Origin of the sequence: Staphylococcus sp. FSL W8-0304, assembly GCF_038006565.1 — a bacterium.
GTDB classification, from domain to species: Bacteria; Bacillota; Bacilli; order Staphylococcales; family Staphylococcaceae; genus Staphylococcus; species Staphylococcus epidermidis.
The window spans coordinates 1,879,274-1,896,286 of record NZ_JBBOVL010000001.1; the positions used below are offsets into that span (position 1 = coordinate 1,879,274).

General features: G+C 29.2%; 20 protein-coding genes and 3 pseudogenes. 4 read left to right on the top strand and 19 right to left on the bottom strand.

Annotation, left to right across the window (positions count from 1 at the left end):
* Positions 1-106 precede the first annotated feature (106 nt).
* The gene (locus tag NST35_RS08820) at positions 107-862 is read right to left on the bottom strand and encodes an esterase family protein (protein WP_002457138.1); all 756 of its coding nucleotides are present in this window, start codon (positions 860-862) and stop codon (positions 107-109) included.
* A 224-nt stretch (positions 863-1,086) separates the two neighbouring features.
* Here NST35_RS08820 and cozEa point away from each other — a divergent pair, with 224 nt between their 5' ends.
* The gene (cozEa, locus tag NST35_RS08825) at positions 1,087-2,172 is read left to right on the top strand and encodes a lipoteichoic acid biosynthesis protein CozEa (RefSeq protein ID WP_002457139.1); all 1,086 of its coding nucleotides are present in this window, start codon (positions 1,087-1,089) and stop codon (positions 2,170-2,172) included.
* A gap of 395 nt (positions 2,173-2,567) precedes the next feature.
* Here the strand turns inward: cozEa and fabI are convergent, their stop codons facing one another.
* The 11 genes and pseudogenes from fabI to NST35_RS08880 all read right to left on the bottom strand — a co-directional run bounded on the left by fabI (position 2,568) and on the right by NST35_RS08880 (position 9,527).
* Positions 2,568-3,338, bottom strand: coding sequence for an enoyl-ACP reductase FabI (gene fabI / locus NST35_RS08830; RefSeq protein ID WP_002457140.1), 771 nt, complete (start codon positions 3,336-3,338; stop codon positions 2,568-2,570).
* Positions 3,339-3,550: 212 nt separating this feature from the next.
* Positions 3,551-3,865, bottom strand: coding sequence for a DUF4176 domain-containing protein (locus NST35_RS08835; protein ID WP_002457141.1), 315 nt, complete (start codon positions 3,863-3,865; stop codon positions 3,551-3,553).
* A gap of 1 nt (position 3,866) precedes the next feature.
* Positions 3,867-4,499: a DUF443 family protein gene (locus NST35_RS08840; protein ID WP_002457142.1), complete on the bottom strand. Its 633-nt coding sequence runs from the start codon at positions 4,497-4,499 to the stop codon at positions 3,867-3,869.
* A gap of 59 nt (positions 4,500-4,558) precedes the next feature.
* Entirely contained in the window at positions 4,559-5,239 is a 681-nt protein-coding gene (locus NST35_RS08845; protein WP_002457143.1) for a hypothetical protein, read from the bottom strand.
* On the bottom strand, positions 5,203-5,619 hold the full coding sequence (locus tag NST35_RS08850; RefSeq protein WP_032604433.1) for a hypothetical protein: 417 nt from the start codon (positions 5,617-5,619) through the stop codon (positions 5,203-5,205). The genes NST35_RS08845 and NST35_RS08850 overlap by 37 nt, the downstream gene beginning before the upstream one ends.
* Before the next feature lie 149 nt (positions 5,620-5,768).
* Positions 5,769-5,870: a type I toxin-antitoxin system Fst family toxin gene (locus NST35_RS08855; RefSeq protein WP_000228874.1), complete on the bottom strand. Its 102-nt coding sequence runs from the start codon at positions 5,868-5,870 to the stop codon at positions 5,769-5,771.
* 128 nt (positions 5,871-5,998) lie between these two features.
* A pseudogene (locus NST35_RS08860) lies at positions 5,999-6,298 on the bottom strand (DUF4176 domain-containing protein).
* 10 nt (positions 6,299-6,308) lie between these two features.
* Entirely contained in the window at positions 6,309-6,935 is a 627-nt protein-coding gene (locus NST35_RS08865; RefSeq protein WP_002457144.1) for a DUF443 family protein, read from the bottom strand.
* Between the two features lie 6 nt (positions 6,936-6,941).
* A complete protein-coding gene (locus tag NST35_RS08870) occupies positions 6,942-7,328 on the bottom strand; it encodes a hypothetical protein (protein ID WP_002457145.1) in 387 nt (128 codons plus the stop codon).
* Between the two features lie 834 nt (positions 7,329-8,162).
* Positions 8,163-8,474 carry a hypothetical protein gene (locus tag NST35_RS08875; RefSeq protein WP_002457147.1) on the bottom strand — a complete coding sequence of 104 codons (312 nt, stop codon included), beginning with the start codon at positions 8,472-8,474 and terminating at the stop codon, positions 8,163-8,165.
* Positions 8,475-8,570: 96 nt separating this feature from the next.
* The gene (locus NST35_RS08880) at positions 8,571-9,527 is read right to left on the bottom strand and encodes a hypothetical protein (RefSeq protein ID WP_002457148.1); all 957 of its coding nucleotides are present in this window, start codon (positions 9,525-9,527) and stop codon (positions 8,571-8,573) included.
* Between the two features lie 191 nt (positions 9,528-9,718).
* Here NST35_RS08880 and NST35_RS08885 point away from each other — a divergent pair, with 191 nt between their 5' ends.
* The 3 genes and pseudogenes from NST35_RS08885 to NST35_RS08895 all read left to right on the top strand — a co-directional run.
* Positions 9,719-10,141, top strand: coding sequence for a DUF1433 domain-containing protein (locus tag NST35_RS08885; protein ID WP_002457150.1), 423 nt, complete (start codon positions 9,719-9,721; stop codon positions 10,139-10,141).
* A gap of 403 nt (positions 10,142-10,544) precedes the next feature.
* Complete coding sequence (locus NST35_RS08890) at positions 10,545-11,066, top strand: hypothetical protein (protein WP_002457151.1); 522 nt, start codon at positions 10,545-10,547, stop codon at positions 11,064-11,066.
* 411 nt (positions 11,067-11,477) lie between these two features.
* Positions 11,478-11,705, top strand: a pseudogene (locus NST35_RS08895) (plasmid mobilization protein); the annotation flags it as partial.
* Positions 11,706-11,732: 27 nt separating this feature from the next.
* On the opposite strand, the gene NST35_RS08900 reads toward NST35_RS08895, so the two are convergent.
* The 7 genes and pseudogenes from NST35_RS08900 to NST35_RS08925 form a co-directional block, all read right to left on the bottom strand.
* Positions 11,733-11,924 carry a hypothetical protein gene (locus NST35_RS08900; protein ID WP_002457153.1) on the bottom strand — a complete coding sequence of 64 codons (192 nt, stop codon included), beginning with the start codon at positions 11,922-11,924 and terminating at the stop codon, positions 11,733-11,735.
* Between the two features lie 291 nt (positions 11,925-12,215).
* Entirely contained in the window at positions 12,216-12,674 is a 459-nt protein-coding gene (locus NST35_RS08905; protein WP_340747300.1) for a DUF1307 domain-containing protein, read from the bottom strand.
* A 331-nt stretch (positions 12,675-13,005) separates the two neighbouring features.
* Positions 13,006-13,304 (bottom strand): annotated as a pseudogene (locus NST35_RS08910) (replication protein A); the annotation flags it as partial.
* Between the two features lie 176 nt (positions 13,305-13,480).
* The gene (locus tag NST35_RS08915; RefSeq protein WP_002457155.1) at positions 13,481-13,918 is read right to left on the bottom strand and encodes a hypothetical protein; all 438 of its coding nucleotides are present in this window, start codon (positions 13,916-13,918) and stop codon (positions 13,481-13,483) included.
* Positions 13,919-13,985: 67 nt separating this feature from the next.
* On the bottom strand, positions 13,986-14,126 hold the full coding sequence (locus NST35_RS08920) for a hypothetical protein (protein ID WP_002457156.1): 141 nt from the start codon (positions 14,124-14,126) through the stop codon (positions 13,986-13,988).
* A 197-nt stretch (positions 14,127-14,323) separates the two neighbouring features.
* Positions 14,324-14,437, bottom strand: coding sequence for a winged helix-turn-helix transcriptional regulator (locus NST35_RS12530; RefSeq protein ID WP_002457157.1), 114 nt, complete (start codon positions 14,435-14,437; stop codon positions 14,324-14,326).
* 236 nt (positions 14,438-14,673) lie between these two features.
* On the bottom strand, positions 14,674-16,932 hold the full coding sequence (locus NST35_RS08925) for an ATP-binding cassette domain-containing protein (RefSeq protein ID WP_002457159.1): 2,259 nt from the start codon (positions 16,930-16,932) through the stop codon (positions 14,674-14,676).
* Between the last annotated feature and the right edge of the window lie 81 nt (positions 16,933-17,013).

Consider the following 17,013-nt stretch of genomic DNA (forward strand, 5'->3'; position numbering starts at 1 on the left):
TGAAAACCGTTACTTTTATCATGAAAACAATTACATTTCTGAAATTAATAGATTTATCGTATTTAATAACCCTTCGCTAACATACTATTTTATTTATATTACTTTATTAAACATATTTTCCATTTATTTGATTACTTAGAAATTTCAAGAGAATATCTCCTAGCAGTGGTTTCCATGATTTCCAATGATGTCCACCCTTAAATTCTTTATAGAAATATTCAGTATTACCTTCTTTAATCAGTTGGTTCAATTCGCGGTTAGGTGTTAAAAAGTTAGCTCTTTTACCATTAGTTGGTAAAATAAAATCTTCTTCTTCTAAACCAATGGCATGCCATATCGTCAATTGATCTTTATTCATACATGTATCAAATTTTTGCTTAATATTTTCATTATACATTGGGCTCAATAACGCAACTTGACTAAATATAGTTGGATAAGTCATTGCAGTCATCAAAGCGATACTTCCTGCTAAACTATCTCCAATAAGTAACCTTGTATTACCTACTTTATAAGTTGGAAATGTCGCATCGATATAAGGAAGAATTTCTTTTCCCATTGCTTTAATGGTTAAATTAGAACGACTTCCTGAAGGATGAAATTCTTCCCTACGTTTTTCAATATCTTCGTAATGGAATCCTACTATAATTGCACGTTGTATTGATTGCTCTTCACGTAACTGTTCATATATACGTTGAATTCTACCAAATCTAAAAAAATCTAAACCATCAAAGCAAAAAATCAACTGATATTTAAATAAATTTGTATAATCCTCAGGTAAATAAATCGATAATGTTATATCCCTATTTAAAATATCACTATGTATTATTTTTTTATTAATCTTACCTACTTTAAACTCCGACATAAACCGATGCTCCCTTGTAATGTTAATACTATTGTATCAATACTTATAATACTTTTAAATTTATAGCAAGCTCGTATACAAATTAATTTCATACTAGTTTTTTCATTTTATTAAAAATACAGTGCATTCAGTTATATTGTAAAAGTATTTACTCTTTTTAATGACTGAGTTTTGATATATACTTATTGAGTATGAAAAAGAATAAAATAGGAGGATCACAATCTATGTTCAATAAGGTTTGGTTTAGAACAGGAATATTTTTTATTATGCTGTTCATACTCATCAAACTATTTATGGAAGTACATGAAGTATTTGCTCCAATAGCTACTATCATTGGTTCAGTCTTCCTTCCATTTTTAATTAGTGGATTTCTCTTTTACATATGTTTACCTTTTCAAAACATATTAGAAAAGTGGGGTTTTCCACGTTGGGCTAGTATAACAACAATATTCATAGGATTAATAGCTATCATCGCTATTGTGGTATCATTTATAGCACCTATCATTATTTCCAATATTAATAACTTAATTAAACAAACACCATCATTACAAAGAGAAGCCGAACAATTAATTAATTTCTCGTTAAGACAAATGGATAAATTACCAGATGATGTCACACATCGTATTAATAAAGCAGTTAAATCCATGGGAGATGGCGCAACGTCTATTTTATCTAATTCAGTGTCATATATTACGTCTTTCATCTCAACTGTATTTTTATTAATAATGGTGCCTTTCTTCCTGATATATATGCTAAAAGATCATGAAAAATTTATCCCAGCAATCGGTAAATTTTTCAAAGGAGAACGTAAAGTTTTTGTTGTAGATTTATTAAAAGACTTAAACTTCACTTTAAAATCATATATTCAAGGTCAAGTGACAGTTAGTATCATCTTAGGTATTATTTTATATATAGGTTATACGATTATAGGATTACCATATACGCCTTTATTAGTATTATTCGCCGGCGTAGCTAACTTAATACCATTTTTAGGTCCATGGTTATCTTTTGCACCGGCAGCGATACTAGGTATCATTGATGGTCCTTCAACTTTTATTTGGGTATGTGTCGTAACATTAATCGCACAACAACTTGAAGGTAACGTGATTACTCCTAATGTAATGGGTAAATCATTAAGCATTCACCCATTAACTATTATTGTAGTTATACTTGCAGCTGGAGATTTAGGTGGATTCACACTCATTCTTGTTGCAGTTCCATTATACGCTGTAATCAAAACATTAGTGAGCAACATTTTTAAATATCGTCAACGTATTGTCGATAAAGCAAATAGTAATGTTAAAGATTAATAATAGCTATAATCATAAGATTGAAAATTATACCACCAATTCAAGCCAAGGACATAATTAGATGTCTTTGGTTTTTTTATACACGTAAGCAATGAAACATATCATCTTATAGAGCTCCGTCATTTCTACTGTTTATATGGAATTATGCATTTAATAAAATTTTTAACCCCCGATACATTCCTAACAACAAAATAAATAGTGCATCTAAAATTAATAATTATACATTAAATATATTATAAATATCAAAGTAGAATTGCGATTGTCAATTTATTTTTTGAATAATTAAATGTCAAAACGCATTCTTATACACAAAAACAGGGATGATTTTTAATTTCAAATCATCCCTGTGCACCAATTGTGAGATTATACTATCTGACTTTTTAATTTATCAATAATTATTTAATGGCGTGGAATCCACCATCCACGTGGATGTTCTCTCCAGTTACGCCACTTGAAAGATCACTTAACAAATATGCAGCTGTCTTACCTACTTCTTCTTGGTCAACGTTGCGTTTTAACGGTGCTCTTGCTTCAATTTCTTTAAGAATTGTATTAAATCCACCTACACCTTTAGCGCTTAAAGTACGAATTGGCCCTGCAGAAATTGCGTTGACACGAATATTATCTTCACCTAAGTCTAAAGCTAAATATTTAACATTCGCCTCTAAACTTGCTTTAGCTACACCCATAACATTATAGTTGTGAACTGCTGCCTCACCACCAATATAAGTCGTCGCAACAATACTTCCACCTTCAGGCATAAGTTTTTTGGCTTCATGAGCTACGAGAGTAAGTGAATATGAACTAATTTCTTGTGCAAGTAAGAAACCTTCGCGAGATGTTTCTGAAAATCGACCTCGTAAATCTTCCATGTTGGCAAATGCGATTGAATGATAAACACCATCAATCTGGCCTACATCTTTTCTGATTTGAGCAAAACCATTAATGATATCCTCATCATTTTGAACATCAATTTCATAGAGATAATGTTCAGATTGATTTAATTGTTCTAATAATTTTTCTAATTCTTTACGACTACGCTCTTTACGATATGTAAATACTAGTTTAGCACCTAATCGATCTAATACTTTAGCGACGCCAAATGCGATACTACGTTTATTCGCAATACCCATAATGACGTAGGTTTTATTTTCTAGATTTAACATGATAGTGTCTCCTTAATTTAAATTGATTATTACTACAGGCTGGTTAACTTTATGTTTACTAACCCTTTATACCCTTAATAGTTTAACATTTTTAGTACCTGATAATAAAGCAAAATAAAATGACCACAATAATCATATTCATTGTATATTTTTAACGATTTACGAACAAAATTTATTTTATTATAGGTAACTTATGATAATTATGACTTATGTTAAATCAATCCGTAACTATCTTTTTGTTGAACAGTACCACGTTGAACATCTTCATCCAAATTATCCATCATCTCTTTAAATAATTCTTGAAATCTTGTTTCATCTTGATCACAATAGCCCTCAAATATAACGTTATCAATATTCTCTTCGTTGAAATAGTATATTTGATATTCTACAACACCAACTGGATACTTACATGCTGAATAATCGAACAAATACTTTTGACCCTCAATTTCTACAATTGGTCCACGATTAATAATCATTAATTTTTGAGAACCTTCTTTTAGGTATACGATACTTCCTATTGTTTCCACACTATTTCGCCTGTCTTCCTATGTTTTTAGTTTTGACATGTACTTTTCTATCAGAAATCGAAACTATGTTCATAATAGTAAACAGAAACAACGTAACTAACCAACCTATATAACCAAAAATATTTTGATTATCATCAAAAATCATTTGAATAGGAGCAATTGAAAAAAATAGGAACATGAAATAACAAAACACCACCAGTATCATATTTTTAAACGATGGAATCAACATTACCTTTTGTGTGCTATTTTGATTAAATGCTGGATGATTCAATTTCTTACTTATAGATAGACGTAACGCAATCACGGCGATAAACCCGAGTAAAAACATTATTACTAACCAAATTTGACTAATATTAACATACATGAAACCTATTACGCTTCTTAAAAGCACACTTATAGTGACACCAATGCCAGCGACCATCATACCTTGACTATTGTGGCTACGATTATTAAAAATATTTATATTATTAAATTCTTGATCAGTCAACTCGGTGTATTTAATAGGAATAAGCCAATTCAACATAGGGCATAGGTATGAATACCAATTTTGTTCTAAGTCGACCATTAAATAGCGATTACCTTTTTGGATAATTTTATATCTAGGATTTTTATATATCGTGTATATATTATCCATTTATTTTCACCAACTCCATTTCATGGAATTTGCTACTTTTTTTGACATTGTTGACTGCTTCACCAACATTTTTTAACCTTTTTTGCTTTATTACTAAAATAGTTGGCACCATTTTCAACACCTTCGACAATCTCTTGAGAACTATCCTGTAACTTGTTTTTCATATATAATGCACCCTTTGCTTTCAAGGTAATTTCCTTAGTTTTAAAATCAATATATTTATCAATTCCTTTGTCAATTTGATGACCAGCCCAATCAACACCATCTCTAGTACCAAACCAATTATTTTGATAAGCTAAATCATCATACATAACTAAACCGAAGCCAACGCCCATTGTAGTATAACCACCTGCTTTACCAATATTACTTACTAAACGTCCATGCTTTATCATTTGATTTCCTGATTTATTGGTAACTTGAACAAAGCTGTTTTTACCTTTGGGTCCTTTAAATCCACCGTAAGTATTTAATACACCAGCAAACTTTTGCATATTAAAACCAACTTGTTCTACTCCACTTGATGCAATATCAAGTCCTAAGTCTCTAGTAATTGAATCTTTATTTTGTATCATATATTCTTTTAAGTTTTTAGGAACATCTTCTTGGGGATGGCTTTGTGCGTATCCCATAACTATCTGTAAATCATTCTTACTTAATTTCTTACCATCCTTGGTTTTCTGGTTAATCTTATTCATTCTTACTTCTAATGCTTTCTGCTGACTGACTTTAGCCCATTCCATATCTTTGCCTGCAGGAATATTAAATGCTTGTTTTCCTGGATCCCATGCAGTTTTAGCTTGGTTAATGCCTTGTTGTACGTTTTTCTGGAACGATTCGACATCTTTAAATATATCGGAATAGTAAATGTTAATGGTTCAGTACTATATACTTTTTCATTCTCTAAAAATTTTTTATTATAAAATGGATTACTAGAAATATATTCTGCTAATTTACTCATGTTAAATATTTTCAAGTAAAATGCATCTGCTTTACCATAGTTATTTAAATCTGTTAAATCTTGATTATTTTTTGGAGTAATATCAAAATAACCATAGTTAATTAAAAAATTAGTGCTAAATAAATCATAATACAATTTTTTCAGGGTTTGTTTACTTTTCATAACCTTTATCCTTTAATTATACTTCTATCTTTGCATTCTTCTACTAACCAGTGTTATAATTTAGTCAACAAGAGCTTCGTGCATTATATGCACCAATCCCCTCACTATTGCGAGTAGTGAGGGGATTTTTAGGTGTTGACTAATATCGCCTATTTTTTCTTATTGTTACGTGTACGTAGCCAATGCGTAAATAACGCAACAATACAACCACTGATGACTGTGGTCGTGATGTGAACAAGAGCTTCGACCATCTGATATGCACCTCCTCTCTACGTCAACTTGACGCCTGAGAGATAAGCGACTCTATTATTATACCATCTGTGAATATACAAACATATCTACTTCCGATAATCATGACTTAAGTTAAATCAGTCCGTAACTATCTTTTTTGTTGAACAGTCTCACGTTTAATATCTTCATCCAAATTACCCATCATCTCTTTAAATAATTCTTGAAATCTTGTTTCATCTTGATCAGAATAGCCTTCAAATATAACGTTATCAAAATTCTCTTAGTTGAAATAGTATATTTGATCTTCTACAACACCAACTGGATACTTACATGCTGAATAATCGAACAAATACTTTTAACCCTCAATTTCTACAATTGGCCCACGATTGATAATCATTAACTTTTGGGAACCTTCTTTTACATATATACTACTTCCTAATGTTTCCACTTTACCCCACCTACCTTCTTATATTTTTAATTTTGGCATGTACTTTTCTATCAAAAATTGAAGCTATGTTCATAAATAAAAATGCTAAAACAATACCTAACCAACATATATAAATCCAAATATTTTGTATATTTTCAATGACCATCATATCAAATAGTCCAGTTATTAGATAAATTAAAATAAAATAATTGAATACCATAATTATCATGTTTTTGAATACTGGAATTAGTCTTACTTTTTGTTTACTCTTTTTATTAAATGCTGGATGATTTAACTTCTTTCTTATAGATAAACGAAGTGTGATCACAGCAACAAATCCAATTAAAAACATAAAAACTATCCAAATTCGACTAATATTAATATCCATATAACCCACAAGACTTCTTAATAACACACTGATAGTGACACCAATACCACCTGCTAGCATACCTTGACTCTTTTGTCCTCCATTATGAAATATGTTTATATTATTGAATTCTTGATAAGTTAATTCTGTGAATTTAATAGGTATAAACCAATTCAGCATTGGACATAAATATGAATACCAATTTTGTTCTAAATCGACCATTAAATAGCGATTATCTTTTTGAATGATTCTATATCGAGGATTTTTATATATCATGTATATATTATTCATTTATTTTCACCAACTCCATTTCATTGGATTTACAACTTTTTTGACATTATTGACAGCTTCACCAACTTTTTTTTCGACTTTTTGGGCTTTATTACTAAAATAGTTGGCACCATTTTCAACCCTTTCTACAACCTCCTGAGAACCATGCTGCAACTTGTTTTTCATATATAATGCGCCCTTTGCTTCTAAAGTAATTTCCTTAGTTTTAAAATCAATATATTTATCAATTCCTTTGTCAATTTGATGACCAGCCCAATCAACACCATCTTTAGTACCAAACCAATTATTTTGATAAGCTAAATCAGAAACTGCTGTAATAAGAGTACCAGCAGCGATTCCACCGAGTATAGCCCAACCAATAAGATTAGAAGATAGTAATGCAGTTGTTGCCAAACTAGCACCTATTTAAATTTAAATACTTTCTTCTAAAATAAAAAGCTGGCAAAGCATTAATCAATAAAAAGATTATTAAAATCATTAAAGTCATCCAAAAACTCTTTTTAATTCTAAGTCTATTAAAGACTTTGTTGTATTGACATAAATACGTCGTAAAATAACAGTTTGAGTTTTAGTCCCATCTTGATTACCATTTTCATATTCTCTTAAAACAAACGCCATGAAGTAATTACTAAAATACCTAAAATAATTACAAAAATTTTTATGTCTCCCTTTAAAAATTTATCATAAATATTTTTGTTATTTTAAATCCTTTTTTAATTTTAAGAGAGACTAATATTATTTCTATTCAAAAAAGCTTATCAACTTTAAAAAGTAAATGTGAATAATTAAAAAAATATACTGCAAATCCTCTTTGTACTTTATCAAGATTATTTACTATTTCAGTTTAAAATCGTACTCGCGATTATGCTAAGAAACTTTTCAAGTGTATGCAACAGCTAAATACAATACATCGTCACAAGTTAAATAAGTATATGATGAACGTCTAAATAATAGTCGGGATTAAATCATCTATTTTTAGACGCTTAAGATTGAATACAAATACAAAATTTTTGATGAAAATATATGAAAACGTATCATATTAACGTTGTATAAAATACGCATAACCTATAATACAAACACAAAAGGGCAAACGCTATCATTTCAACGTTTACCTTTTTGTTATTAGTTAACATAATTCGTTAATTATAGGTAGTTACTTTGTATGTTTTATGTATAATCAAAGCCCATGTAATGGATTAAAAAGACATTAACTTTTGTTAACATCTGCTAAAACCAACTTCCCAATTTACAACTTCTTTCTGCTTCTTCTGCTATCCATCTCATACCTGAAATATCTCGCTTATCTTGACTTAAATTTTCACGTGCACGCTCTGCTATTTTACCTTCGCAATGCTCTACAATATCATCTATTGTATTTTTGACCGTCATTTGCCAATCCCAAATATCATCATCAATATCTTTAATTTTTGTTTTTGATTCTTCAATTTTTGTTTGTAATTTATTTTTCATATCCTGTTTAAATCCATATAAATCATTTTTTTCAACGATATTTTCTCCAATATCATCTAGTAGACTCATACACATTACTTCTCAAATATTTTATATAATTCTCCTAAGTCTTTATCTCGAGATTCCATCTTTTCTGTAGCATTCATTAATTTATCCGCAAACGATTCAAATTTTTTTAATTCGATGTAAGTCTCTCATTACGTTATCAAATGAAGTACTATCATAAAATTCATATTTTTTAGATACAGATAACTCTTGCATATAACCCTCTATATCTGAGGGCTTTATATGTTTATAATGACCTGTTCTTATTTTTTCTGCGTATTTTCTTTCAATTCGTTTCGCAGCTGCATTAGTATCATCTATATATGCTTGATACGATTTAATTGCATCATCTACGAAATGACAAGAATTTTTTAATTGTCTTGCGATACGTCCTATTTCTTCTGTGTCCATTTTAATATGAACATTATCCCCCTTAAAATCAAATGTATCCATACCATGACCTAAAATCAGATTAAGAAAATCTAATACACTATGATGTTCAACGTCTTTTGCATATATCTGTATACCAATACGCTTTGCAAACAAGTCTGAATTACCTATCATATCTGAACGATGAACATAATTAATAAACTTACCATCATATTTTTCAGCATGATAATTCTCTTTCACATCATCCGGTAACCAATCAAATGTATTCGGTGCTGAAAAAACACGTACACCATCAAAGTTATACATCACACCATTCATCAATGCTAAACCGCCACCCAAACTATGCCCATCACCATATATATGTTTAGGCTTTTGTTTATTAATTAAAGCACCTGTGAAAATATACGATTCTTTACTCTGAGAAATAGGATCACTTATAACATTCTGTGAAAAATCAGCCACACCAGTATCATAACCAATCACTTTTTTATTCAAATTACCATAAATTTCTTGTTCTTTTTTTGTTGGTGCCGTTCTTAATCCACCACCAAATTTCGCTCCTGCTATCTTACCATCCTCGACTATATCAGAACCAAAATCTTCAGTCACATTCGTACCCGCATACACCATATATAACTCGTTTTTATTCACTTCTCCATCTTTTTCAATTGGTGATAAACCAGCCATCTTTAAGCCATTAAACTTATTTTGTCTAAAACCTACTACTTTAAAATCTATTTTTTTTATTTGAATATTTTATTGTTATTTTTTTTTGATTTGGCTCAATACCATATGATTCTTTAGCTAATCGTTTATATGTATTATCTTTATCATGTAAACTATTCATAAAATCACCTCATTTTAGGAGTTATATATCTATGTCGAAAAAGAAAATTTTAATATTTATTAGTATTATATTTATTATATTAATCATTATTGGAGGCGTCTATCTCAAAATGAAACATGACGAACGTGAAAAACAAAAGGAAATCTACTACAAAGAACAACAAGAACGTATCACTCTTTATCTCAAATATAACACTAAAAAAACTAATTCCATCAAATCTGTACATTTTAACAACATAGAAAAAAGTCCTATGGGAAGTGCTGTAATTGATGGTTATATAAACAATAACAAAGAAGATGATTTTAACGCATACGCTACTCCTGAAAACAACTTTCAATTTCAAGGTGATATGATAAAAAGCGAAAGAATTAGTAAACTTTTAAAAATAGCACACGAAAGAAAATCACCAGATGAAATCAAAAAAGAACTAAATAATAATAAAAAAGATCACTGAATTAAGTGGTCTTTTTTTAACTTTCAGTTTATTTATAATGTATTTTTTAATAAAATTATCTACTTGATAATGACCATAATTAGCTATTTTGATAGCTTAAAGATTTCAGTGTAACCACTATGGTTCTGAGATTGGTTTAATACCTTTTAGGTCTTTTTGATTAGTTAACATAATTAACGATTATGGGTAGTTAAATTTTATAACTTACTTCTTATTTCTTAATACTTGATTTTTTTCAAAATAAAATCACAATAATAATAATTTTATAAATATAATATTAATACTTTTATTATTATGAAAGTATGATATTGTAAAATTATAAATATTAAAAACAAGAAGAATTATTATATGAAAAAATATTTTTTTAGCTCTTTCTTTAATTATAAGTTTAGTTATCCCATCAATGAGTAAGTCAGAAGAAAGAACTTTTGATAACATTAATACTAATGAAAGTTATAAAGATGCTAAAACTGTAGATGAATTTCTTAATTCAAAAGAACCAGTGAGTATCGACTATAATTCTTTATCTCCTAAAGAACAAAAACACTTTCTTGAAAAAACAGCAGTTAAAACTAGTTCTAGATCAGCAGATGGTAAAACAGTAACTACATATGCTAAAAAATGTTCGCCCAAAAAGAAAAATTTCTCGTACAAATTTTCAAATAAACAAATTAAAAACTCTGCTGGAATAGGTGGTATTGGAACTGTTGGAGGATTTGTTAAAAATGTATTGGTAAAAAGAATCGCTACACCAATTTCTATTGGTTCTAGTATAGCTCTAGCTGGCGCTAGAATAAACGGCTGGACCGGAGGAAAAGGTATTGTCGTTAAAGGATATTCAAAAAACAGAATGGTTAGAGAAAATCCTTATCAATTACCAAAGTGTAAACGTGTTGGTACAGTAACTAGTATCAAAAGATATTAAATAGAATTTAAGAAGAGGCTGAGACATAATTCCTAACCTCTTTATTTACTTATCCTAGAACTTTATTTCCCGGATGCTTCTTAAATTCTAAAAAATAAAAGACCCTATAATTACAATTAAAGCTATAAAGCTTAAAATATATCCTGTAATTTTAGAATAATAAAAAAGATAACCCTAGGAAAAGAAACATTAACCCTCGGAAAATATTTGAATCTGTAAAATAGCTTATAAACAATAAGACAACAGTTAAAAAAGACTGATACACGAGAATTTTTTATTCTATATAATATACATAATTACCTCCTTAAATTTAATATTATATTTATTATATATAATATAACAATAGTGATAGTCAAAAATCCATAAGGAGATTGGGGATAATCCCCAACAAGCTGGCACGTCAGTGGCTAGCGACAAAATAAACTCAACCGTAAAGATCCGAAACAAATCAGTTTTCGTGTGAGCGAATCCGAGAAACAGTCGATAACTAAAGATTGGAGTATGTTGGTCACAAATGCCAATCAAATTGCCAGATATTACGACCAACATCAATATGACGCACCCAATTATGAAGAATTAGAACGTGATATCAACGAATTACGTGAAAGGTTGAAAACAATATGTAAAATCCTAAATTAGGAAACTTTCTCGGCATAAATGCACGTTCTACTTCTTGATTTTATTCTTTTTTAATACAAAAGTGAGTGGCGTCATAAATACTGAAAAAATCAATGCAGAAATCAAATTTGTATATAACTTAAGTTCAATTGGAAACATTAATTGAAGTACTAAATCTAATAATGACTTCAAAACAAAAAACGCAATCAAATAATATACGAAATATAAAACAACTTTCAAAATTAGCTTCTCCTTTGTCAAAAAACTTCATCACAAATATTATTTGAACCATAAATGCCTTTTTTCTTAACTGTAAGTGGGTATTTTAAAGAATTAAAGTTATTTATATATATTTTTAAATTAGCCCTTAAAACGCAAATGAGAGCCAAATAAATATAAATGTGTTTCACAAACAAAAATTTGAACAATCACTCCTGTTGAACACTATAATTACAAAGGGGTTAAAAATAAAAAATAACGCTAGCTTTTTGCTAACGTTATTCCAAGTGTATAAAATATATTAAGTCAAAATTAGTCTTCTTTTTCTTTAAAACCATCTTTTTTCATTTTCTTCTCAGTTTTCTTCATACTAAAGCCTTTCCCTTTATTATCAGAAGTACTAATAATACCTTCAGCTTCTAAATTAGTCATATCAGCATTTTTTAAATCTATAGTTGTAGTTTCTAAAAGCCCTTCATCATTCTCTTTAATAGATTCCTTTACACCTTTAATGTCTTGCATTTTTTCACTTTGTCTCTTTATTTCTTTCTTAAGCATTTTTTTAGATGTATCATCATTAAAACCAAAATCACTATATTTCAAAGTATTTACAGATTTTTGTTTAATTACTTTGTCCCCTTTATATGTATAAGTTACCTCCATTTTCACATTATCTTTTTCCCCAACAAATGTTTTAGTTTTTTCAATCCCGCAGGCAGATAAAGTAATTAAAACAACAATACTTGCTACCAAACCAATAATTTTTTTCATAATTTAATCTCCTTTATTTTAATATTATATAAAACATTACATATCTTTTTCCCTATATATAGGACTCTTAAACTAATTAAAAATATATTAAGTTTAATGAGAGCTAAATAAATATATTTTAATTTCAAAAACAAAATTTGAGCAAAACCAGTGTCGAATTTTTTAAACACTGCCCATCTACATGCAAATTTAAAAATTGGCATAAAATCATTCAAAAAGTAGGTCTGATTTTTAGTTCTTACAGGGGTATTCTTCTTTAAAAACACCAAAATATTTTGAATTTATGAAAGAATATTTGAATTATTCATAAAAAATAATATTTAGGTATGTTTTAACGACGCATATTTAGCGCATGTATTTCTTCTAGTTCAGTTTTAATCGATTACATTAACTAACCTTGCATAGCTTCAACTGTTTCATTCTTTTGTAGCAACATCGCTTTAAAACCTTTTAAAACATTAATAATTTAAAATTCAACATCTTCTAAACGATAATATGTATTATTTGTATTATTAAAAAGCTTTTTTCCTTTTAGTAAAAATTTTTAATGATACAAATATCTTTAACTTCAAAATTATTTAAATAACTTTTTGTTTGATATGGCAATTCTTCAAGTATTTGAAATTTTAAATAATTAACCAACGCTACAGTAATAATATCTTTATATCAAAGTGTATATGCGTCGTAGTTTCATCTATATGTACTATTAAATACGTAATATTGTTTCTATAATTAAAAAATGACTTCTTAAAAACAAATTAAAAAGTCGTTCACTAATATATACCTTGAATGAATATTTTGTTACTTTACCAACCAAAACAAGCTGTGGCTACTCTTCCTAAAGAAAATAATTCAAGTACAACTTGTCTAGTAGCTTTAGGAAAAGCTTTCATAGCTACTTTTGTTCCAGATTTTAATGTTACTTTCCTTGATTTACCAAGATTTCTTTGATGTTTATATGCTACTTTGATTTTCCCAGATAATTTTTGAATACCACCAACAGCTTTAGTTGCTTTTTTGACTTTTAATATCTTAGCCCAAGGTATTGCATTTTGTGCAATAGCATTACCAATAGCTAGAACACATGCTCCTTTACCATATGTAACAATAGTTTTACCATTTGGAACTAATTGAATATTTCTGTCTGTAGCTATAAACTTATATCCCTTATAATCCTGTCCTTTATTTTGATTTAACCATTTAACTCCTGAGTCTATCCCATTGTTTGCTACACTATCTGGCATTTTTTCAATTAAAAAAATAACTGTTAAGACCTTGTTCTAATTGATCTGCCTCTTTATTAATTTGAGATTAACTTACCTTATCTTGTTGTATCTTTATATCATTTTCAAAATTTGTCTCTTGAGCTTGGACAAATGTTTCACCTATAAATCCAAAAATCATTGAAGCAGTTGTAGTAACTAACAAACTTTTTAAAACATATTTTTTCATTTGAATATCCACCTTTGGAATTATTTGTTATATTATTATCAAATCACAATAACATATAGATAAAGACGCCTTACTTTGAATAACTCATTCAAAGTTGAGGCGTCTTTTACATATATATTTAAATTTTAACATTTTTATATTTAGAAATTTTTTCCAGAAATTCATCCCCCAATCACAAATTGCATAAACTACTTTATCTAGTGTTTTCCTATGTTCGTTAACTTATATTCAACTTTTTGTGGAACTACTGAATTGACAATTCTTTCAATAATTTCATCATGCTCTAATTCTCTAAGCTGTCTAATAAGCATTCTTTAATTAATCTCAGGCAACAATTTTTCAAACTCACTAAGTCGTAAAACTTCTGTTTGTAATAACTGATATATGATAGGTGTTTTCCATTTTCCTCAAATAACAGATAAAGCTAAATCTTTAGATGTATAAAATTTCTTGTTATGATATTCAACATTTTTATATTGAAAGAACCTAGGATGAGAAAAGAGTTGATTGAATATAATAAATATAAACTCATCCAACTCTTCTTTTTTTACTGATTGATATAGCGTTTCAAGTGTTTAGATGTCAATGTTTCTGAACTATCAATGAAGTTTTTAGGTGTTCCACTAAATTGGACCTTTCCGCCATCCAACCCTGGGCCTGGGCCGACATCGATGATCCAATCTGCTTCACACATAATCGATAAATTATGTTCAATCAAAATAACAGTATTGTTTTGATCAATTAAATCATCAAAACACTCCATCAATATAGGGATATCCGATTCATGTAGGCCTGTAGTTGGTTCGTCAAAAATAAAAATACTATTGTTTATCTCTTCATCTAAATGTTGTCCTAGTTTCACGCGTTGAATCTCTCCACCAGATAAAGTGGATAAAGGTTGTCCAAGTGACATATAATTCAAACCTGTCTTACTTACAGATTGTAATTTTGACTTAATATCATTCTTTTTATCAAAGAAAATGATACCTTCGTCAACCGTCAAATTGAGAACATCGGCGATTGAATACCCGTCTATGGTAGCATCTAATACTTCTTGTTTATAACGTTTGCCATGACAAACTTCACATGTCTGTGAAAAATCACCCATAAAAGCAAGTTCCGTTTTAATATAGCCCTTTCCACCACAATTTGGACAGGCACCTTTTGAATTATAACTAAACATAGCTTTATTTAAGCCTGTTTCTTTACTGAAATAGCTTCTTACACTATCAAAAACACCTAAATACGTTAATAGATTAGATCTATTAGATCCTTGAACTGCTTTTTGATCAATAAAGATGGTATGGTCATTATTTTCAAAACCTGCTTTAACAAGGGTACTCTTACCTGAACCAGCAACACCTGTTAAGACTGTTAATACGTGTTTAGGTATAGACGTTTTTACGTTATTTAAATTGTTTTGTGTCACAGGACCGATATTATAAAAGTGGTTAGCTTCACGAATATTCTCTTTTAAATTATGTTTGTTACGTAATGCGTTACCTGTCGAAGTATTTGAAGATAGTAATTCATTATATGTTCCTTCAAATGTGATTTCACCGCCGTTTTTTCCTGAACCTGGCCCAATATCTATGATATAGTCTCCTTCTTTAATGACATCGGGATCATGTTCAACAATTAACACAGTATTACCTTTTTCTTTTAATGATTTTAAAATTTCATTGATTTTAGCTATATCTTCCGGATGCAAGCCAACACTTGGTTCATCTATAATGTAAACTAAATCCGATAAAGAACTATTTAAATGACGTATTAATTTAAGCCGTTGCGCTTCACCGCCTGATAATGTCGTTGTTACACGGTTAAGCGTTAAATAACTTAATCCAATATATTCTAGTGCTTCTAACTGCTTTTTGAGAGGATCAATAATATATTTGGCTGTTGGATCCTCTAATTTATTAAGAAACTCTAAATTTTCCTTAATTGTCATTTGTGTGAAATCAGAAATATTTTTACTCATAATTTTAGAACTTAATATTTTCGAGTTTAGACGTTGACCTTTACATGTTGGACAGATTTTATTATTTACTACATTTTTAAGATGTTTGGCGTAGCGTTTCTTATTAAATTCTTTATCACCTAAAAATATTCTACTGAATCTATGTATTAGTCCTACATATTTAGCTGACTTTCTCCATTCTTTAGGAGGATTTTTTAATGTCATTGGCTCTTGATATAAAAACAATTCTAATTCATCTTTTGTATAATCTTTCAATTTTTTATTATTATCAAATAAACCACTATCTCTATAGGCTTTACCACGCTCTTTGTCTGGTCCAAAAGAAGGAAAGTCTATTGCACCTTCATTTAAAGACTTATCCCAATCTAGCAATTCATCTAAGTTAATGTCTTCAATATATCCTAATCCCTCACAAGTTTTACACATGCCCTTAGGACTATTGAAGGAATATGCATCTGAATAACCAACAAACGGTTCGCCTATTCTAGACCACAGTAATCTAACAGAGGCATATATATCCGAAACTGTTCCTACCGTGGAGCGAGAATTCCCATTGAATCTTCTCTGATTAATCGTCATTGCTACAGGAAGATTTTTAATTTTCTTTACTTTCGGTCTGGGTTGTTGATTTAAATGAAATTGAATATAACTAGAATAACTTTCATTTAGTAGCTGTTCAGACTCCGCAGCAACAGTATTAAACACTAAAGATGATTTCCCTGAACCAGAACGACCTGTAAATACCGTTACTAAGTGTTTTGGGATATTTACATCTATGTTTTTCAAGTTATTTTGTGAAGCACCTGTAATATTAATAAAATCCATTAATTGTCCTCCCTTTATAAACTTTATAACATTGATTATTGCATATTAATTAAGGATTAACTACTCATTCAAAACACGACA